This is a genomic window from Streptomyces sp. NPDC030838 (assembly GCF_055572035.1).
Map to the genome: position 1 here is coordinate 74,533 of NZ_JBVIED010000004.1, position 18,279 is coordinate 92,811.

Below are 18,279 nucleotides of genomic sequence, written 5' to 3' on the forward strand. Positions count from 1 at the left end.
GCCACCCCACGAAGACCTCCGCTGGCACCGCCCCACGAAGCCCCCCGGTGCCACTCCACGAAGACCTCCCCCGGTGCCACCCCACGAAGACCTCCGCCGGCGTCACGCCGGGAAAAGCACCTCCCGGCGGAGAAACGCGAGTTGCGCCCGCTTCTCCGGCAGGTACACCTCCGGCAGGTCGATCTCCGGCAGCACGACCGCCGGGCCCGCCTCGAACCCCTGCTTCACGAACCGGGCGATGGCCTTGTCGTTGCGCACGTCCGGGTCGACGACGATCCGGCGCCGGTCCAGGGTGCGGAAGACGTACGCGGTGACGGCGGCGACCAGGCCTGCCGTCCAGCCGGGGCGCGCGCCGCCCGTGGCGGTGGCGGGGGCGAGAAGGAGGTGGATGCCTATGTCCCCCGGCTGTACCTCGTAGCACTCGCTCACCCGGTCGGCCTCCGGCTCGTAGGTCTGGAGCAGGGCGGCCGGGGTGCCGTCCTTGACCATCAGGAAGGCGTGGTGGGTGTCGAGCGTGTCCATGTGGGCGTAGATGTCGGCGACCTGGTCCGGCGTCAGGCCGTTCATGCCCCAGAAAGAGGCCCGTTCCTCGCTGACCCAGCCGTGGATCAGCTCGGCGTCGCCCTTGGCGTCGAGGGGCAGGATGCGGACGGTGCCGAAGCCGTCGACCTCCTCCTCGTGGACGGTTTCACGTGAAACATACGAAGCGTGCGGGTCAGACATCGGTCTCCTTCACGAGCTGGTCCCAGTCGGTGACGACCGGGACGAGTTCTCCCCCGAGCCAGAGGGGGAGCTGGTCACGGTGGTGCGGCGAGCCGGGCACGCCGCACGCGCCGAACGGCACCACCCAGAGGCTGTCCTCGCGCCGCGCCAGATCCCACACATAGCGGGCGGCCGGTCCACGCGCGGCCAGGTCGGTGAGGCCGGGGACGGCGGACGTGCACAGCACACAGTCGTGGTCGCCGGACAGACCGGGTTCCGTGTACGACCTGCTCGTCAGCGCCCGCCAGGGGGCGAGGCGGTGGGTGTCGCCCCACACTCCCTGCGGTGGCTCCCCCGCGACCTCCTCCAGGGCCTCTCGGACGAGCGCCGGGCGGTCGACGCCGTACAGCTCCTCCGCGCGGAGCAGGTGTTCGAGGGCGTAGCCGATGCGCACGGTGAGGTTCAGCCAGGGCAGCAGGGCCTCGGGGTAGGCGGGCACCTCGGTGAGCGGCGCGAACGCCGGGTGCGCGGCGAGGCGGCGGACGAGCGCACTGCGCACCGCCGCGAAGGCGGCCGCGTCGGCGCTGCCGGCGTCCATGTGGCGGTCCCAGCGCAGCAGGCGGTCGCGCAGCCGCTCCGCCTCCGGCGTGAGGTCGTCCAGGGCGCCGAGGTGGTCGAGGAGGGGCGCGGCGGAGGCGAGGTGGGTGTCCATGTGGATCGCGGGCATGTCGCCGGGCGCCCAGCGCTCCTTCTGCGCGAGCAGGGCGGCGATGCGGTCGGCGCGGTGCGGCGGGGCGAACTCGACGCCGAGCGGGGCGGCGGGGCCGCGCTGGTTGGCCATGACCGCGACGCCGTCGGTGAGGCCCGCGCGGGGCGGCTCGTGCCAGCCGGTCCACTCGTGGCCGGGCTCCCAGGCGGGTACGGGGCGGACCCGGTTGGCGGCGGAGCGCTCCGGCACCCGGCCCGCGACCCGGTGCAGGGTGCCGCCGTCGGTGTCGGCGGCCTGGACGACGTTGACCGGCTCGGCCCACTGGTCGAAGGCCCGGTCGACGTCGGCCACGCTGCGGGCCCGCAGCAGCGGGAGCAGGGCGCCGAAGCCCAGGTCGGCGGTGACGCGCGGCGGGTAGCGCAGGCTGAGGGCGAGCGGGGTGCCGTCGTCGAGGCCTTCGGGGCCGCCCGCGACGACGGGCCCCCGGTCGGTCTCGATCACCTCGACGGGCACCCGCTCCTCGCCGCGCACCTCGACGTACTCGGTGTGCAGGGCGGCCCGGTGCCACACGCCGTCGGGTCCGAGGGCCTCCACGCCCGCGCCGGTCCGGCGCAGCCGCTCCTCGTACAGGTCCTGGTAGTCGGCCATGGCGTTGGTGATCGCCCAGGCGACGGTGCCGGTGTGGCCGAAGTGGGCGATGCCGGGGACGCCGGGCACGGCGAGGCCGACGACGTCGAACTCCGGGCAGGACAGGTGGATCTGCTGGTAGACGCCGGGGTCCTCGATCCAGCGGTGCGGGTCGCCGGCGATGACGGCCTGCGCGGTGACGGTGCGCTCGCCGGACACCAGCCAGCCGTTGCTGCCGGAGGTGCCGGGCCCGTCGGTGGCGAACAGGCCGACGGCCTCCGGGCCCAGGTGCCGTACGGCCTGGGCGCGCCACAGCTTGGCCGGGAACCCGGCGAAGAGGATGTGCGTGGACAGCCAGACGGCGAACGGCGTCCAGGGCTCCCAGCGGCCGGGCGCTAGGTCCGCCTCGGCGAACTCGGGGGTACGGCGGGCGCCTTCCGCCAGTCCTTCGTTGACACCGCCGACGTACGCCCGTACGAAGTCCGCCGACTCGGGGTCCCGTGCGGCGAGGGCGTCGTAGCAGCGGCGGGCGGTGTCCGCGAGCCGGGTGCGGCGGGCGAGCAGGTCCCAGGAGAGAGCGTCGGTGCCGAGGAAAGCCGCCGAGGTGCCCTGGGCGCGGTGGCGTTCGACCTCCAGCTGCCAGGCGCGGTCGAGGGCGGTGACCCGGCCCTGGGCGCGGGCGAGTTCGGATGCGCTGCCCGCCCGTAGGTGCGGTATGCCCCAGGCATCCCGGTACACACCGTGGGCCCCGGATCTCTCTGTCGCCACCCCTGTGACCCCTCTTTGCTTTAGGTTAGCCTTGCCTAAGTGATTCGTGGCGGAATCGTACGCGAAGTGTGAACGGGCGCCAGGGGCAGGGGCACGGTCGGCAGGGCGAGGTCCTCACACTGACACGCCACGGGCGCGCGACCTGACCGGGGACGCGAGATCATCGGTCCATGGACGTCACCCTCCGACTCGCCCAGGACCCCGACGCCGACGCGCTCCTCGGCCGCAGCCCGCTCGCCGCGCTCGTCGGCATGCTGCTCGACCAGCAGATCCCGATGGAGTGGGCGTTCAAGGGGCCCCGGACGATCGCCGACCGCATGGGCGCCGACGACCTGGACGCCCACGAGATCGCCGCCCAGGACCCCGAGGCCTTCGCCGCCGTACTGTCGGAGAAGCCGGCCGTGCACCGCTACCCGGGATCGATGGCCAAGCGGATCCAGCAGCTGTGCCAGTACCTCGTCGAGCACTACGACGGTGACGCCGAGGCGGTCTGGAAGGACGTCGGCAGCGGGGCGGAGTTGCTGAAGCGGCTCCAGGAACTGCCCGGCTTCGGCAAGCAGAAGGCGCAGATCTTCCTCGCCCTGCTCGGCAAGCAGCTCGGCGTGCGGCCCGAGGGCTGGCGGGAGGCCGCCGGGGACTACGGGCAGCCCAAGTCCTTCCGCTCCGTCGCCGACATCACCGGACCGGAGTCGCTGGCCAAGGTGCGGGCACACAAGCAGGAGATGAAGGCCGCGGCCAAGGCGGCCAAGGCGGCCGGCAGGTAGTGGCGGGCCCCGGGTCATCCGGGTGGCCCGCGCCCGGTGGCGGGCGGCCGTCGCGCGGTCCAAGCATGGACCATGAGCGAGGCACCGACGGGCTCCCCGTGGGGACCCGAGTACGACGACCGCCGCGTGCACGCCCGGCAGGCACCGTCCGCGCCGGGGCCCGGCGGCCGCGAACCCGAGCCGGCGTTCGAGGGCCCCCTGCACGCGCTGTCCCGCGCCGCCTGGCAGATCGTGCTGCTCACCGGGGTCGCCTCGCTGGTCCTGGGCGTCCTGGTGCTGGTCTGGCCGGGCGCCTCCCTGCTCGCCGCCGGCGTCCTCTTCGGCCTCTACCTGCTGCTCAGCGGCGTCTTCCAGCTCGTCTCCGCGTTCGGTACGCACAAGACGACCGCCCTGCGCGTGCTGGCGTTCGTCAGCGGGGCCCTGTCGCTCCTGCTCGGCCTGTTCTGCTTCCGCGGCCCCATGCGGTCGATCCTGCTGCTCGCCCTGTGGATCGGCATCGGCTGGCTGTTCCGCGGCATCGCCCAGACCCTCGCCGCCGCCTCCGACCCGGGGGTGCCCGCCCGTGGCTGGCAGGCCCTCCTCGGCATCGTCACCTTCCTCGCCGGCGTCGTCCTGATCGTCTCCCCGTTCGAGTCGGTCGCCGTGCTCACCGTCGTCGGCGGCTGCTGGCTGGTCGCCGTCGGCGCCGTCGAGATCGTCACCGCCTTCCGCGTCCGCGAACGGGCCCGCCATGTCCCGCACGAGGTGTGAGGCCGCCCGCGGGTACGCCGAGCGAGCGGATCTCGCGCTCGGCGTGATGGAGGCCGCGCGCCTGCCGGGGAGACGACTCCCATGAGCGCCGCACCGAGCCGTCCGCGCAGCCGCGCCTGGCTGCGGGTGCTCGTCCTGCTGCTCGTGCTGGTCATACCCGGCGCGCCCGTGGAGGCCGCCGGAGTGCCGGTCACCGCGGGCGAGGTGGCCGAGGCCGACCTCCTGGTCGTGGCGCTCCGGCCGGTGACGCGGGTCGCCCGGCGCACGGCCGTACCGCAGCGGCCGGTGCGGGCCGGGGAAGCCGCGCGCGTCGCGCCGGGCCGCCTCCCGGCCCCGGCGTCGGCGCCGGCCTCGCCGCACCCCCTAGGTCTCCTGCGTTCCGTGGTCCTGCGCTGCTGACCGGGCCCGCTCCCCCCGGACAGGTACCACCACGACACAAGGAGCACAGCCATGCCCATCGATCCCTACGCGGTGCTGCGCGCCCTGGTGCGCGCGGAGGCCGCACGCAGCGCGCCGAAGCCGGAAGCGCAGAAGCCGCGTCCGCAGCAGCCCTCGGCGAAGGAGCGGGGCCGCTGAGCCCGGCGGTACGGCCCGGCAGGGCTAGCGCCTGCGCCGGGCCGTACCGAAGAGGGAGCGGGTGATCTCGCGGCCGATCTGGGTGCCGATCGAGCGGGCCAGGGACCTGAACATGCCGCTGCCGACGACCTGTTCGACGACGGAGGGTTCCCCCTTCGGCTCACGCTTCGTCTCCCGCCGGGGCTCTTCCCGCCGGGGCTCCGGCGCCTGTCGCAGCCTCTCGTACGCCGACTCCCTGTCCACAGCCTGTGCATACCGTTCGAACAGCGGCGAGCCCGTCACCGCGCGCTCCAGTTCCGCGGCCTCCACCGGGCCCATCAGCGACTCGGGCGCCCGCAGCCGGGTCGCGGCCACCGGCGTCGGCGCGCCCTTCTCGCTCAGCACCGTCACCACCGCCTCCCCCGTCCCCAGACCGGTCAGCAGCTCCTCCAGGTCGTAGGCGGAGTCCGGGAAGGTCCGTACCGTCGCCTTCAGCGCCTTCCGGTCGTCCGGCGTGAAGGCGCGCAGGGCGTGCTGGACACGGTTGCCGAGCTGGGCGAGGACGTCGGCGGGGACGTCCTTCGGGGTCTGGGTGACGAAGAAGACCCCGACCCCCTTGGAGCGGATGAGCCGCACGGTCCGCGTGATCGACTCGAGGAACGCCTTGGACGCCTCGTGGAACAGCAGATGCGCCTCGTCGAAGAAGAACACCAGCTTCGGCTTGTCGATGTCGCCGACCTCCGGCAGGTCGTGGAAGAGGTCCGCCAGCAGCCACATCAGGAACGTCGAGAACAGCCGCGGCTTGTCCTGTACGGCGGGCAGCTCCAGGACGGAGACGACGCCCCGCCCGTCGTCGGCCGTCCGCAGGAACTCCGCCGTGTCGAACTCCGGCTCCCCGAAGAAGGCGCCCATGCCCTCCGCCTCGAACGCGGTGAGCGAGCGCAGGATCACCCCGGCGGTGGCCGGGGACAGCCCGCCGAGGTTCCTCAGCTCGGCCCTGCCCTCGTCGGAGGTGAGGAAGGCGACGACCGCCCGCAGGTCCTTCAGGTCGAGCAGCTCCAGGCCCTTCTGGTCGGCGTAGTGGAAGATCAGGCCGAGGGACTGCTCCTGGGTCCGGTTCAGTCCGAGGACCTTGGACAGCAGGACCGGGCCGAAGCTGGTGACGGTGGCGCGGACGGGGATGCCGTGGCCGAGGCCGCCGAGGGCGTAGAACTCGGCGGGGAAGCCGGTCGGCGTCCAGTCCTGGTGGACCTCGGCGGCCCGCGAGCGGATCTTGTCGCCCGCCGCGCCCGGCGCCGAGATGCCGGAGACGTCGCCCTTGATGTCGGCGAGGAACACCGGCACGCCCTGCGCGGACAGCTGCTCGGCGATCAGCTGGAGCGTCTTGGTCTTGCCGGTGCCGGTGGCGCCCGCGACCAGGCCGTGCCGGTTGAGCATCGGCAGCGGGATCCGGACCCGCGCGTCGGGCAGGCAGCGGCCGTCCCAGAGCAGGGCGCCCAGGTCGAGGGCGGGTCCCGTGAAGGCGTATCCGGACGCGATCTTCAGCGCCCCCTCGGGGAGTGCGGGAGCATGTCCGGGCGCCTCGGGCGCGGGGGCGGCGGGCGGGGTCTCACGGTCGCTCATGGCAGCCCTCTCACATCGCCCCCCGTCCGTTTCGCCCTGAATCACTACATCTTTTCCAGCGTCGCACTCGCCCTTCAAGGCTGCGCCCGGAACGTCTGGACCGGTAGGCTTTCCGTGTGATCTTCAAGCGCATCGGAAACGGCCGGCCGTACCCCGACCACGGCCGGGAAAGCACCCGGCAGTGGGCGGACGTCGCGCCGCGCCCGGTCCGCCTCGATCAGCTCGTGACGACCAAGCAGCAGCTCGACCTCGAGACGCTGCTCGCCGAGGACTCCACCTTCTACGGCGACCTCTTCGCGCACGTCGTGAAGTGGCGGGGCGACCTGTATCTGGAGGACGGTCTGCACCGCGCGGTCCGCGCGGCCCTGCAGCAGCGCCAGGTGCTGCACGCGCGCGTGCTCGAACTGGACTGACCCGCCTGACTGACCCGCCTGGCCGGGCCCGGTTGGCCCTTTCGGGTTCTTTCACGATTCCCGCGCGACGTCGAGTGATCATCTAATAGGCATCGTCGTCCGCGCGCACTACGCTGCGCCCATGAGCATGCTGACTCCCCCTGGCATGGGCGGCCAGTACCGGATCACGGGGGACAAGTACCCGCGGATGCGCCGACCGCGCCGCCGCGGCAGGCTCGTGCTCCTCGTCGCCGCCTCCGCCGCGGTCCTCGGCATGCTCGGCTGGGGCACCCTCCAGCTCATCGACGTCTTCACCGGCGACGGCGACCAGGCCTCGGCGGTCGGATCCAAGGCCGGCTGCGCCACCGGGGCGAGCCCGTCGCCCAGCGCGAGCGGGCCCGACACCGCAGCGGTACCGGAGCCGGGCGCGATCACCGTGAACGTGCTCAACGCCACCACCCGCACCGGCCTCGCCAAGAAGACCGCGGACGAGCTGAAGAAGCGCGGCTTCCGCATCGGTGACGTGGGGAACGCGCCGAAGGAGTACGACAAGAAGGTCAAGGGCGCCGGGATACTGGTCGGCCCGGCCGCCGCCCTCAACACCTCGCTGCCGGTCCTCGCCACCCAGCTCCCGGCCGCCGAATACACCACCGACGCCGCCCGCAAGGGCGCCGCCGTCGACTTGATCATCGGTGACGCCTTCAAGAACCTGGCGTCGAAGCCGGCCGCCGACAAGGCCCTGGCCGCACTGACCGCGCCGGAGCCGGCGGCCACGGCTTCGAAGAAGAGCTGCTGAAGCCTCGCGAGGGCTTGTCCGGCGCCCTCAGGGGGCTTACTCCGGCCCGCCGAGAAGGCTTGCTTCGGGCCCCCGAGAGGGCTTGCTCCGCCTCCTGAGAGGGCTTACTCCGCCGCCCCGTACATCCGGTCTCCCGCGTCGCCGAGGCCCGGGACGATGTAGCCGTGCTCGTTCAGGCGCTCGTCGACCGAGGCGGTCACGACCGTGACCGGGGTGCCGGCCAGGTCGCGCTCCATGACGGCGACGCCCTCCGGGGCGGCCAGCAGCACCACGGCGGTCACGTCGTCCGCGCCGCGCTTGATCAGCTCCTGGATCGCCGCGACCAGGGTGCCGCCGGTGGCCAGCATCGGGTCGAGGACGTACACCTGGCGGCCGGAGAGGTCCTCCGGCATGCGCGTGGCGTAGGTGGAGGCCTCGAGCGTCTCCTCGTTGCGGATCATGCCGAGGAAGCCCACCTCGGCGGTCGGCAGCAGCCGGACCATGCCGTCCAGCATGCCGAGCCCGGCCCGCAGGATCGGCACCACCAGCGGACGCGGGTGGGAGAGCTTCACGCCGGTGGTCCGCGCGACCGGCGTCTGGATGTCGACCTGCTCGGTGCGCACGTCGCGCGTGGCCTCGTAGGCGAGCAGGGTGACCAGCTCGTCGGCGAGACGGCGGAAGGTCGCGGAGTCGGTGCGCTGGTCGCGCAGCGTGGTGAGCTTGTGGGCGACCAGGGGGTGGTCGACGACGTGGAGACGCATGCCCTAACAGTAACCGCGCCCACCGGCCCCTTCCGCTCGTCGCACGGTGGCGTCAAACCCGCCGTCCGGGGGAAAGTGGAGGGACGGACTGGGAGGTGTGCCTGTGCCCGAGCTGCCGGACCTGCCCGCGCCCGACCCGTCGGACGCCGAGTCCCGCCCGGAGAGCGACGCCGAGCGCCGCCGCCGGCGGGCGCGGTTCCTCCGGGAACTCGCCGAGGCCCGGGAACTTCGCGACCGCGTCCAGCCCCGCCGCGCGAAGGCGGCCCGGCTGCGCCACGCGATGCGCATGCGAACGTTCCGCTGGTAGCCGCACCGGTCCGCGCGCAGGTGGGAAGATCCGCGCCGCGTACGGACGTTGTGGGGGTGGGCGTGCGTGGACGGTCTCGAAAGCCGCGTACGATCCGCTGGTGGCGGCAACGAGTCTGCTGGTGAGTCGTTCGCGGACGTGCGATCAAAACAGCCGGACACAGGGAGCCGAAGACGTCCCCTGAACGCCTTGTTTCTGCCACGATTCCGAGTGGGTGGGGCTCGGAGCCCTGAACTCCCCGCCCGAAACCTCCGCCGGGGGGACCCCCAACCGGCACGCCTATGACCAGTGGGAGAGTCACGGTGTACTTCGCCGCACTGCTCGCGCGCACCGAAGACGGGTGGGAAGCGAGCGACACAGAGCTCGACGATGTGGAGACCCTGTCGGATCTGGCCGACCTGGCCCGGGAAGCCTCTCCCGACGAGGACACGGTGCTCGTCCTGATCGAACAGGAGGACGCCTGGTTCGGCGTCGTCCGGGTCGACGGCGAGGACGACCCCCGGATCTACGTCTCGGACGCCGCCGCCGCTGCCCGCAGCAGCTACGGCGAGATCCTGCTCACCGACGAACTGCTCGGCCGGGAGCCCGGCGACGACGACGCCGACCTGGACGCGCTCGACCTCGACGGCACGGAGGACGGCGAGCCGGACGAGGACGCCGACGACGGCGCCGAAGCCGGCGGCTCCACCGAGGCCGTACCGCACGGCCCGGTCGGCGACCCCGGCCTCCTGGAGGACCTGGGGATCGACGCCAAGGAGCTCGGGGCCCTGGAGGGCGACGCGCTCAGCACGATCGCCGACGCCCTCGGTGCCGCGGACGTCCTGGAGGCGGTGCGCTGACCGCCCTCAACGACACCGGCGGCGCACCGGACCCCGCCGACCCGGTGCGCGACCGCTGGCGGGCCGCCATGCGGCTCGCCCTGGACGAGGCGCGGCAGGCCGCCCGGGGCGGAGACGTCCCGGTCGGCGCGGTCGTCCTCGCCCCGGACGCCACGACGGTCCTCGCGACCGGCCACAACGAGCGCGAGGTCACCGGCGACCCGACCGCGCACGCGGAGGTGCTGGCCATCCGCCGGGCCGCCGCGCGGCTCGGCGAGTGGCGCCTCACCGACTGCACCCTGGTGGTCACGCTGGAGCCCTGCACGATGTGCGCGGGCGCCCTCGTGCAGTCCCGGGTGGACCGGGTCGTCTACGGCGCCCGGGACGACAAGGCGGGCGCGGTCGGCTCCCTGTGGGACGTGGTCCGCGACCGCCGGCTGAACCACCGCCCCGAGGTGATCGAGGGCGTCCTCGCCGAGGAGTGCGCCCGGTTGCTCACCGACTTCTTCCGCGCCCGCTGACCCCGTCGAGCCCTCTGCGCTCCCGTGCGCCGGGGCCCCTCGGGAAACGGATTTCAGACCACGGCCCGGCGTGCTGTAAGGTCTCCCTCGGTAGCGTGTCCGAGCGGCCGAAGGAGCTCGCCTCGAAAGCGAGTGTGGCGCAAGTCACCGAGGGTTCAAATCCCTCCGCTACCGCTTGAGAAGGGCCCCGTCGAAAGACGGGGCCCTTCGTGCGATCATGAGCCCGCTCGACGCACAACCGGTGACAGGAGTGACAGGGGAGGCCGCGGTGGCGGTGAACGCCAAGAAGATCGCCGTCTATCTGGTCGTGGTCTTCGTGCTGTACGTGATCATCACGGACCCGGCCAAGGCGGCCGACTACGTCCAGATAGGCTTCGAGGGCATATCGGACGCCGCGGGGGCACTGGGCGACTTCGCGACGTGGGTCGCCAACGGAGGAAAGTCATGATCCGCCATCTGGTCCTGTTCAAGCTGAACGAGGGCGTCGACCGCGACGACCCTCGCGTGATCGAGGGCGTCGAGGCGTTCCGCGCGCTCGACGGCAAGATCCCCGAGATCCGCTTCTGGGAGCTGGGCTGGAACCTCAGCGACCGGCCCATCGCCTACGACTTCGCGATCAACTCGGGCTTCGACGACGCCGACGCGCTGCGCCGGTACGTGGAGCACCCGGAGCACCAGGCGGGCGTGGCGCTCTGGAAGGAGTTCGCCACCTGGGTGATCGCGGACTACGAGTACTGAGCGACTCCGAGCGAGCACCGAGCCACGAGAGCCCCCTCGGCCCCGAGCCCTCCGCCGGAACGGCGGGGGGCTTTTCGGTGCCTTCCATAGGGCCTTTTGCCCCAACTCATCCCCCAACACGGCGTTATGGGGTGCTTGCACACAGTGCACATGTCTTGTGATGCTATGACCGCTTTTGACGGATGAGTTGACCGATGAATGACCGATGAAGAGGTGGCGTTGACCGTGTCGGCCAGTACTGCGCCGCCCCAGGAAGCCGCACCGCGCAGCCGCGGTGCCGACACCCGGGCCCTCACCCAGGTCCTCTTCGCCCAGCTCAAGGAGCTCCAGCCGGGCACGCCGGAGCACGACCGGGTGCGCGGGGCCCTGATCGAGGCCAACCTCCCACTCGTCCGGTACGCCGCCGCCCGCTTCCGCTCCCGCAACGAGCCGATGGAGGACGTCGTCCAGGTCGGCACCATCGGGCTCATCAACGCCATCGACCGCTTCGACCCGGACCGGGGCGTGCAGTTCCCCACCTTCGCGATGCCGACCGTGGTCGGCGAGATCAAGCGCTACTTCCGCGACAACGTGCGCACCGTCCACGTACCGCGCCGGCTGCACGAGCTGTGGGTCCAGGTGAACAGCGCCACCGAGGACCTGACCACCGCCTTCGGACGCACCCCGACGACCGCCGAGATCGCCGAGCGGCTGCGGATCACCGAGGAGGAGGTGCTGTCCTGCATCGAGGCGGGGCGCTCGTACCACGCCACCTCGCTGGAGGCGGCCCAGGAGGGCGACGGACTGCCGGGCCTGCTCGACCGGCTCGGCTACGAGGACCCCGCGCTGGACGGCGTGGAGCACCGCGACCTGGTCCGGCACTTGCTGGTGCAACTGCCGGAACGCGAGCAGCGGATCCTGCTGCTGCGCTACTACAGCAATCTCACCCAGTCGCAGATCAGCGCCGAGCTCGGCGTCTCCCAGATGCATGTCTCCCGGCTGCTCGCCCGCAGCTTCCAGCGGCTGCGGTCGGCGAACCGGATCGAGGTGTGACGCCGTACCGCGCGCGGTACGGGACACCCGTACGGAGCCGTTTGCGCCCCCGGTGAATCGAACCGGCGCACAACCGAAAGCCTGATCCATCGGTCACCGTCGCGAGCGAATCGCTCACCTGGGCGGTTGTCGGTGACATCGCGCCGAAAAGCCGTCAGACCCCTTGTTTCCAGGGCGGATTCGCGTCTTGCATGTCGACATGTCACTACAGCGTGTTGCCGACATGTGACATTCTGCGGGAAGCGCGTTTGCCGGTGCCCCGGCTCCGGTATTCAGGTGGAGGCTGCGTTCCTCGGTGGGAGCGTCCGCCAGACCGTCCCGCGACCCAAAGGGGGTGGCATGTCCGCAGACCAGGGCAGCTCGAAGGTGCTCACGCTCACGAAGAGCGAGGCAGCGACCGTCGAGCCCGACGTGCTCGACGACGTTACGGCCCTCGAGGCCGCGCCGGCCCCGGCCCTCCCGACGGCAGAGGTCCCGGCGCTGCCGGCCGCGGGGGACATCGACACCCGCACCCTGTCCCGCTCCCTGTTCCTGCGGCTCGCCGCACTCGACGAGGACAGCCCCGAGCGCGCCTACGTCCGGGACACCCTGATCGAGCTCAACCTCCCCCTCGTGCGGTACGCGGCGGCCCGGTTCCGCTCGCGCAACGAGCCGATGGAGGACATCGTCCAGGTCGGCACCATCGGCCTGATCAAGGCCATCGACCGGTTCGACTGCGAGCGCGGCGTGGAGTTCCCGACGTTCGCGATGCCGACGGTCGTCGGCGAGATCAAGCGGTTCTTCCGGGACACCTCGTGGTCGGTGCGGGTGCCGAGGCGGCTGCAGGAGCTGCGCCTGGCCCTGACCAAGGCCAGCGACGAGCTCTCCCAGAAGCTGGACCGCTCCCCCACGGTCGGCGAACTCGCCGCCGTACTGGGCGTGTCCGAGGAGGACGTGGTCGACGGCCTCGCGGTCGGCAACGCGTACACCGCCTCCTCCCTCGACTCCCCGGCCCCCGAGGACGACGGCGGCGAGGGCTCCCTGGCCGACCGGCTCGGCTACGAGGACAGCGCCCTGGAGGGCGTCGAGTACCGCGAGTCCCTCAAGCCCCTGCTCGCCAAACTCCCGCCCCGCGAGCGCCGGATCATCATGCTGCGCTTCTTCGCCAACATGACCCAGTCCCAGATCGGCGAGGAGGTCGGCATCTCGCAGATGCACGTCTCCCGGCTGCTGACGCGGACCCTGGCGCAGCTGCGGGAGGGACTGATCTCCGACTGACGGCTTCTCTTCTGACGCCTCGTCAGTCACCATGGCCCGATGCGTCGGGCATCGCTTCGCACGACAACACCTCGAACGACATGGACTCGTGGCCGCCGAGGCGCCGTGATCTGCGCGTCGGCGGCCGTCGTGTGCCTGGGCGCGGTCCTGGGCACGGGCGGCGACGAGGCGGAGGGGCACGTCGCGGTGGGGGCGGCCGGCGGTGGTCCACCGAGTGCGGGCTCGGAGGTGCGGCCGACTGAGAGCGTGCGGCTGGTGCCGCTGGATGAGGGTGGGGCCGGAACCTCTGACAACTCCGAGGAACCAGAGCCAAGTTCGAGCCGGTCGGTGACGGGGGGCGGCCCTGCGAAGCCCGCTCAGGATCAACCCGCTCCGACCGCGAGAGCGGAGGACATCCCTGACAACATCGGTTCTCCGTCGGTGGGTTCACCGGAATCGTCGCCAACTCCCGGTCGTCCGACGCCGACTCCCAGCTCTGTTACGCCTGCCCCGCCTCCCGCGCCCGCCGAGCTGACCGCGAGCATCGTCGCCCGGGACGAGACGGACCGCCGCTGGTGCGAGGAGGTGACCGTCGCCTTCCGGAACACCGGCGGGACGGCGGTGCGCCAGGGCACGGTCACCTTCGGGACGCACATCATCGGCGCACTCGGGATCGACTGGGGGACCGTCGAGTCCACCGAGGAACTCCCGGCGCCGATCGAGGCCGGCGCGCGGAAGGAACGGACCTGGACGGTGTGCGTGGAGGCCTGGCGCGTGCCGCTCGGCATGCACATCGAGACGCGGGACGTGTCCGTCCGGGGGGAATGAGGAGCGCCGAAGGCTACTTCAGCGCCAGCCAGGCGACCGCGGCGACGATCGCGACGGCGACGACGACACCGACGATCAGACCGATACGCGGGCCCGCCGGGGCGGCCGCCTGCCGCTGGGCCTGGGGCGCCTCGTCGACGAACGCGCGGAACATCTGGGTGCTGCCTGCGGGGTCGTGGTTGCCCTGGGGGTTCTGGGTGTTGGCCATGCCCCGAGACCCTAGCGAAGACGCGAGGCCGGCCCAAGGGCGGGGTTGTGAAGACCCGTGCGCACGCCGGTCCGCCCCCGGAAACCCTCCGTAGCCGCGCCCACCTGCGCCTTTACACCCGCCAATACTTGCCTTTGCCAAGTTTTTATGCCCCGCATGCCCGTTTTAGTTTGCCTGCGGCAACCATCCATTCGTATGGTTGCCCTAAGCAACAAAGAACCGGGAGATGCCATATGGCCGAGCAGGCGCAGTACCAGGAGCTGGTGCGTCAGTTCAGTGCCTTCGGGGCCGTGAAGCGGGAGATGGGGCGGATCCTGCCGTCCGACTGCCCCGCCGGCTCCGCCGCCGTGCTGACGCTGCTCGGCCGGCACGGCGACATGCGGATGAGCCGGCTCGCCGAGCTGCTGAGCGTGGACATGTCGGTGACCAGCCGCCATGTCGCCCACCTCGCCGAGCGCGGCTGGATCGAGCGCTCCCCCGACCCGGCGGACAAGCGCTCCCGCATCCTGCGCCTCACCCCGGCCGGCGAGGCCCAGCTGGACGAGCTGTCCGAGCGGACCACCCGGCTGCTCGCCGAGCGGCTGAGCGACTGGACCGATGACGAGGTCGGCCAGCTCACCCGGCTCATGGCCCGGCTGCGGGCGAGCTTCGACGACTGCCGTGCCGTACCGCAGCGGCCGCCGCGGCCTCCCGCACCGCCGGAGGCCGGGGCCGAGGCCCGGCGCACGGCTCCCACCACCCGTACACCCGCATCGACGACGTAAGAAAAGGAAGCCCATGGCAACGACCACACCAGCCGGTGTGCGGGCTCACGCCAAGCACGGGGGAGGCGCCCACGGCGGTCACTCCTCCGGCGGCGCATCCATGTCCCACCGGCAGATCATGGAGGCGCTCTCCGGGCTGCTGCTCGGCATGTTCGCCGCGATCCTGTCCTCCACGATCGTCTCCAACGCCCTGCCGGAGATCATCCAGGACCTCGGCGGCGGACAGAGCGCGTACACCTGGGTCGTCACCGCCGCCCTGCTGTCGATGACCGCCTCGACGCCCCTGTGGGGCAAGCTGGCCGACCTGGTCAGCAAGAAGGCGCTGGTGCAGATAGCCCTGATCATCTACATCGCCGGCTCGGTCGTCGCCGGGTTGTCGCAGAACAGCGGCATGCTGATCGGGGCCCGGGTCATCCAGGGGCTCGGCGCCGGTGGTCTGACCGCGCTCGCCCAGATCATCATGGCCGCGATGATCTCGCCGCGGGAGCGCGGCCGTTACTCCGGCTACCTCGGGGCGACCTTTGCGGTCGCGACGGTCGGCGGTCCGCTGGTCGGCGGTGTCATCACCGACACCGACTGGCTCGGCTGGCGCTGGTGCCTCTACGTCGGGGTGCCGTTCGCGCTGATCGCGCTCGTCGTCCTGCAGAAGACGCTGCACCTGCCGGAGAGCAGGCGCCGGGTGAAGGTCGACTGGGCCGGTGCCTTCTTCATCACCGCCGCCGTGTCGCTGCTGCTCATCTGGGTGACCTTCGCGGACGACAAGTACGACTGGCTGTCCTGGCAGACGTACACCATGGTCGGCGGCGCGGTCCTGCTCGCCCTCGTCTTCGTCTTCGTCGAGACCAGGGCGAGCGAGCCGATCATCCCGCTGCACCTGTTCCGCAACCGCACCATCACGCTGGCCTCGGTCGCCTCGCTGTTCGTCGGTATCGCGATGTTCGCGGGCACCGTGTTCTTCAGCCAGTACTTCCAGCTGGCCCGGGACAAGTCGCCGACGATGTCCGGCGTCATGACGATCCCGATGATCGCGGGCCTGTTCGTCTCCTCCACCGTCTCCGGCCTCATCATCACCAAGACCGGCAAGTGGAAGGCGTGGCTGGTCACCGGCGGTCTCCTGCTGACGGCCGGTCTGGGCCTGCTCGGCACCATGCGCTACGACACCGACTACTGGAAGATCGGCGTCTACATGGCGGTCATGGGTCTCGGCGTCGGCATGATGATGCAGAACCTCGTGCTGTCCACGCAGAACCAGGTCGCCCCGCACGAGCTGGGCGCCGCCAGCTCCGTCGTCACCTTCTTCCGGTCCCTCGGCGGCGCGGTGGGCGTCTCCGCGCTGGGCTCGGTGATGTCGACCCGCATCACCCACTACGCCGAGGACACCATCGGGCAGCTCACCCCCGAGCAGCAGGCCGGTGCCGCCAAGGCGATGGGCTCCGGGCAGCTGCCCGACATGGACCTGCTGCCCGCCCCCATCCGCGACTGGCTGGAGAGCGCCTACGGCCACGGCATCGCCGACGTCTTCCTCTACGTCACCCCGATCGCCTTCATCGCCTTCCTGGTGACCCTGTTCATCAAGGAGGTCCCGCTGCGGACGTCCGGCGCGCTGGCGCAGGCGTCGGAGACCCCGGCTCCGGCCGAGGTGCCCGCCGAGTCCGTCGAGCAGAAGGTCCCGAGCTGGGCCAAGGCCACGGAGCCGGCCGAAGGCGGCATCCCGGTCAGCGGTCACGTCCGCGGCGCCGAGAGCGCGCCCGTCCCGCAGGCCGCGGTCACGCTGATCTCCCTCTCCGGGCGGCAGCTGGGCCGGTCGGTCGCCCAGGCCGACGGCTCCTACGCGCTGGACGCGCCGGGCGCGGGCTCGTACGTGCTGATCGCCTCCGCCGACGGATACCAGCCGCAGGCGTCCACGATCGTGGTGAACGACGAGCCGCTGGCGTACGACATCCTGCTCAGCGGCACCAGCGGACTGAGCGGTGTCGTACGGGCCGCCGAGGGCGCGCTGCCGGTGAAGGACGCGATGGTCGTCGTCACCGATGTGCGCGGTGATCTGCTGGCGAGCGCGGCGACCGGGGAGCAGGGCGAGTTCGGCTTCGCCGAGCTGGTGCCCGGTCCGGTGACGATCGCGGTGAACGCCGCCGGGTTCCGGCCGCGCGCCCTGCCCGTCGAGGTGGGCGGCACCGGGGTCACCCGGGTCGAGATCGACCTCGACGCCGGCGCCCGGGTGCAGGGCGTGGTGCGCGCACCGCACGGTCCCCTCGCGGACGCCCGCGTGACGCTGGTGGACGCGGCGGGCAACGTGGTCGGCTCGGCCACCACCGGGGCGGACGGGGCGTACGCCTTCACCGACCTGGACGGCGGCGAGTACACGGTCATCGCGACCGGCTACCCGCCGGTGGCGACCGCCCTGACGGTCGGCGGCGCCGGCGTCGACGACCACGACATCGAACTCGCCCACCCCGGCGAGTAATCCGGACCCCGGCCCGTGGCGCGCGCTCTGAGCGGAGGTGCGCGCCACGGGCCGGTTCACATCCACAGCACTCGTCTACGCAAGAAAGCTTCGAAGGACACAGGAACATGGGACTGACCGCGAGGATCCGTACCCGGGACGGATGGGCCGTGTCGCACGCGGTCGTCACGCTGACCGACATGACCGGTACGCAGGTGCTGCGGGCCGAGGCGGACGCGGAGGGGGTCGTACGCGACACGACCGCGCTGGCGCCCGGGGCCTACACGGTGATCGTCACGGCGGTGGGATACGCGCCCCACGCGGCCGGCGCGATCGTCACCGCCGGCGGCCGGGTGGACGCCGGCACCGTGACGCTGGCCCGGCAGGGCGGTGGCTCCGAGCTGCCACCGCCGGGACCCTGGACGATCGACCCGGCGCACTCCAGCGTGGCCGCGGTCGCCCAGCACCTGGGGATCTCCAGCGTGCGCGGGCGGTTCACCGAGTTCGGCGGGGCGATCGAAATCGCGCCGGACGACGTCACCACGTCACGGGTGGAGGCGGTCATCCGGGCCGCCTCGATCGACACCGGCAACGGCATGCGCGACACCCATCTGAAGTCGCCGGACTTCCTGGACGTCGAGCGGTTCCCGGAGATCACATACCAGTCGACGGGCCTCTCGGTGGCGGGCCCGGACCGCTGGACGGTGCACGGGGAACTAGGCCTGCACGGTGTCGTACGCCCCGTCGACCTCGACCTCTCCTACCTCGGCACCGGCGCCGATCCGTGGGGCGGGACGCGGGCGGCGTTCCGGGCCACGACCGAGCTGCGCCGCGACGACTTCGCCATGCACTACAACCAGGTGGTGCAGGCGGGCATCACCGCCATCGGGACGACCCTGCGCGTGGAGCTGGACATCCAGGCGGTGCAGGGGGAGTCGCTGCCCCTAGGCTGACGGGC

At 71.9% G+C, this 18,279-nt stretch carries 22 protein-coding genes and 1 tRNA gene; 18 read left to right on the forward strand and 5 right to left on the reverse strand.

Annotated features, from left to right (window positions below):
- Positions 1 to 102: 102 nt before the first annotated feature.
- Together ACZ42A_RS13540 and ACZ42A_RS13545 are read right to left on the reverse strand one after the other, a co-directional pair.
- Positions 103 to 723 (reverse strand): GNAT family N-acetyltransferase, encoded by a 621-nt coding sequence (locus tag ACZ42A_RS13540; RefSeq protein ID WP_468527349.1) that lies wholly within the window; start codon positions 721 to 723, stop codon positions 103 to 105.
- Positions 716 to 2,806, reverse strand: coding sequence for a penicillin acylase family protein (locus tag ACZ42A_RS13545; protein WP_468527350.1), 2,091 nt, complete (start codon positions 2,804 to 2,806; stop codon positions 716 to 718). Before ACZ42A_RS13545 ends, ACZ42A_RS13540 begins: the two co-directional genes overlap by 8 nt.
- 170 nt (positions 2,807 to 2,976) lie before the next feature.
- On the opposite strand from ACZ42A_RS13545, the gene ACZ42A_RS13550 reads away from it, so the two are divergent.
- The 4 genes from ACZ42A_RS13550 to ACZ42A_RS13565 all read left to right on the forward strand — a co-directional run bounded on the left by ACZ42A_RS13550 (position 2,977) and on the right by ACZ42A_RS13565 (position 4,896).
- Positions 2,977 to 3,570: an HhH-GPD-type base excision DNA repair protein gene (locus tag ACZ42A_RS13550; RefSeq protein WP_468527351.1), complete on the forward strand. Its 594-nt coding sequence runs from the start codon at positions 2,977 to 2,979 to the stop codon at positions 3,568 to 3,570.
- Positions 3,571 to 3,642: 72 nt separating this feature from the next.
- Positions 3,643 to 4,320 carry an HdeD family acid-resistance protein gene (locus ACZ42A_RS13555; protein ID WP_468527352.1) on the forward strand — a complete coding sequence of 226 codons (678 nt, stop codon included), beginning with the start codon at positions 3,643 to 3,645 and terminating at the stop codon, positions 4,318 to 4,320.
- A gap of 81 nt (positions 4,321 to 4,401) precedes the next feature.
- Positions 4,402 to 4,719, forward strand: coding sequence for a hypothetical protein (locus tag ACZ42A_RS13560; RefSeq protein ID WP_468527353.1), 318 nt, complete (start codon positions 4,402 to 4,404; stop codon positions 4,717 to 4,719).
- Between the two features lie 51 nt (positions 4,720 to 4,770).
- Positions 4,771 to 4,896, forward strand: coding sequence for a hypothetical protein (locus ACZ42A_RS13565; RefSeq protein WP_468527354.1), 126 nt, complete (start codon positions 4,771 to 4,773; stop codon positions 4,894 to 4,896).
- A gap of 24 nt (positions 4,897 to 4,920) precedes the next feature.
- On the opposite strand, the gene ACZ42A_RS13570 is transcribed toward ACZ42A_RS13565, so the two are convergent.
- Positions 4,921 to 6,498: a helicase HerA-like domain-containing protein gene (locus tag ACZ42A_RS13570; RefSeq protein WP_468527355.1), complete on the reverse strand. Its 1,578-nt coding sequence runs from the start codon at positions 6,496 to 6,498 to the stop codon at positions 4,921 to 4,923.
- A gap of 116 nt (positions 6,499 to 6,614) precedes the next feature.
- Between ACZ42A_RS13570 and ACZ42A_RS13575 the strand changes: the two genes are divergently transcribed.
- Positions 6,615 to 6,911: a type II toxin-antitoxin system VapB family antitoxin gene (locus tag ACZ42A_RS13575; RefSeq protein WP_004929488.1), complete on the forward strand. Its 297-nt coding sequence runs from the start codon at positions 6,615 to 6,617 to the stop codon at positions 6,909 to 6,911.
- Positions 6,912 to 7,056: 145 nt separating this feature from the next.
- Entirely contained in the window at positions 7,057 to 7,686 is a 630-nt protein-coding gene (locus tag ACZ42A_RS13580; protein WP_468527678.1) for a LytR C-terminal domain-containing protein, read from the forward strand.
- Between the two features lie 104 nt (positions 7,687 to 7,790).
- Here the strand turns inward: ACZ42A_RS13580 and upp are convergent, their stop codons facing one another.
- Positions 7,791 to 8,426 carry a uracil phosphoribosyltransferase gene (gene upp / locus ACZ42A_RS13585; protein WP_468527356.1) on the reverse strand — a complete coding sequence of 212 codons (636 nt, stop codon included), beginning with the start codon at positions 8,424 to 8,426 and terminating at the stop codon, positions 7,791 to 7,793.
- Positions 8,427 to 8,538: 112 nt separating this feature from the next.
- Here upp and ACZ42A_RS13590 point away from each other — a divergent pair, with 112 nt between their 5' ends.
- The 9 genes from ACZ42A_RS13590 to ACZ42A_RS13630 all read left to right on the forward strand — a co-directional run bounded on the left by ACZ42A_RS13590 (position 8,539) and on the right by ACZ42A_RS13630 (position 13,906).
- On the forward strand, positions 8,539 to 8,733 hold the full coding sequence (locus ACZ42A_RS13590; protein ID WP_468527679.1) for a hypothetical protein: 195 nt from the start codon (positions 8,539 to 8,541) through the stop codon (positions 8,731 to 8,733).
- Positions 8,734 to 9,035: 302 nt separating this feature from the next.
- Complete coding sequence (locus ACZ42A_RS13595) at positions 9,036 to 9,572, forward strand: tRNA adenosine deaminase-associated protein (protein ID WP_468527680.1); 537 nt, start codon at positions 9,036 to 9,038, stop codon at positions 9,570 to 9,572.
- Between the two features lie 68 nt (positions 9,573 to 9,640).
- Positions 9,641 to 10,072, forward strand: a complete 432-nt coding sequence (tadA, locus tag ACZ42A_RS13600) for a tRNA adenosine(34) deaminase TadA (RefSeq protein WP_468527681.1) — start codon at positions 9,641 to 9,643, stop codon at positions 10,070 to 10,072.
- An 89-nt stretch (positions 10,073 to 10,161) separates the two neighbouring features.
- A tRNA-Ser gene (locus ACZ42A_RS13605) sits at positions 10,162 to 10,246 on the forward strand.
- A gap of 94 nt (positions 10,247 to 10,340) precedes the next feature.
- Positions 10,341 to 10,520: a hypothetical protein gene (locus ACZ42A_RS13610; protein WP_043502219.1), complete on the forward strand. Its 180-nt coding sequence runs from the start codon at positions 10,341 to 10,343 to the stop codon at positions 10,518 to 10,520.
- The gene (locus ACZ42A_RS13615) at positions 10,517 to 10,810 is read left to right on the forward strand and encodes a Dabb family protein (RefSeq protein ID WP_468527357.1); all 294 of its coding nucleotides are present in this window, start codon (positions 10,517 to 10,519) and stop codon (positions 10,808 to 10,810) included. The genes ACZ42A_RS13610 and ACZ42A_RS13615 overlap by 4 nt, the downstream gene beginning before the upstream one ends.
- A 198-nt stretch (positions 10,811 to 11,008) precedes the next feature.
- Entirely contained in the window at positions 11,009 to 11,842 is an 834-nt protein-coding gene (locus ACZ42A_RS13620; RefSeq protein ID WP_468527358.1) for an RNA polymerase sigma factor SigF, read from the forward strand.
- A 339-nt stretch (positions 11,843 to 12,181) separates the two neighbouring features.
- Complete coding sequence (locus tag ACZ42A_RS13625) at positions 12,182 to 13,099, forward strand: RNA polymerase sigma factor SigF (protein WP_468527359.1); 918 nt, start codon at positions 12,182 to 12,184, stop codon at positions 13,097 to 13,099.
- 564 nt (positions 13,100 to 13,663) lie between these two features.
- Positions 13,664 to 13,906, forward strand: a complete 243-nt coding sequence (locus ACZ42A_RS13630; RefSeq protein ID WP_468527360.1) for a hypothetical protein — start codon at positions 13,664 to 13,666, stop codon at positions 13,904 to 13,906.
- A 13-nt stretch (positions 13,907 to 13,919) separates the two neighbouring features.
- Here the strand turns inward: ACZ42A_RS13630 and ACZ42A_RS13635 are convergent, their stop codons facing one another.
- Positions 13,920 to 14,114 carry a hypothetical protein gene (locus tag ACZ42A_RS13635; protein WP_468527361.1) on the reverse strand — a complete coding sequence of 65 codons (195 nt, stop codon included), beginning with the start codon at positions 14,112 to 14,114 and terminating at the stop codon, positions 13,920 to 13,922.
- 233 nt (positions 14,115 to 14,347) lie between these two features.
- Between ACZ42A_RS13635 and ACZ42A_RS13640 the strand changes: the two genes are divergently transcribed.
- The 3 genes from ACZ42A_RS13640 to ACZ42A_RS13650 all read left to right on the forward strand — a co-directional run bounded on the left by ACZ42A_RS13640 (position 14,348) and on the right by ACZ42A_RS13650 (position 18,274).
- Complete coding sequence (locus tag ACZ42A_RS13640) at positions 14,348 to 14,878, forward strand: MarR family winged helix-turn-helix transcriptional regulator (RefSeq protein ID WP_468527362.1); 531 nt, start codon at positions 14,348 to 14,350, stop codon at positions 14,876 to 14,878.
- Between the two features lie 100 nt (positions 14,879 to 14,978).
- Positions 14,979 to 17,342 carry an MFS transporter gene (locus ACZ42A_RS13645; protein ID WP_468527682.1) on the forward strand — a complete coding sequence of 788 codons (2,364 nt, stop codon included), beginning with the start codon at positions 14,979 to 14,981 and terminating at the stop codon, positions 17,340 to 17,342.
- Positions 17,343 to 17,449: 107 nt separating this feature from the next.
- Entirely contained in the window at positions 17,450 to 18,274 is an 825-nt protein-coding gene (locus ACZ42A_RS13650; RefSeq protein WP_468527363.1) for a YceI family protein, read from the forward strand.
- Positions 18,275 to 18,279 lie beyond the last annotated feature (5 nt).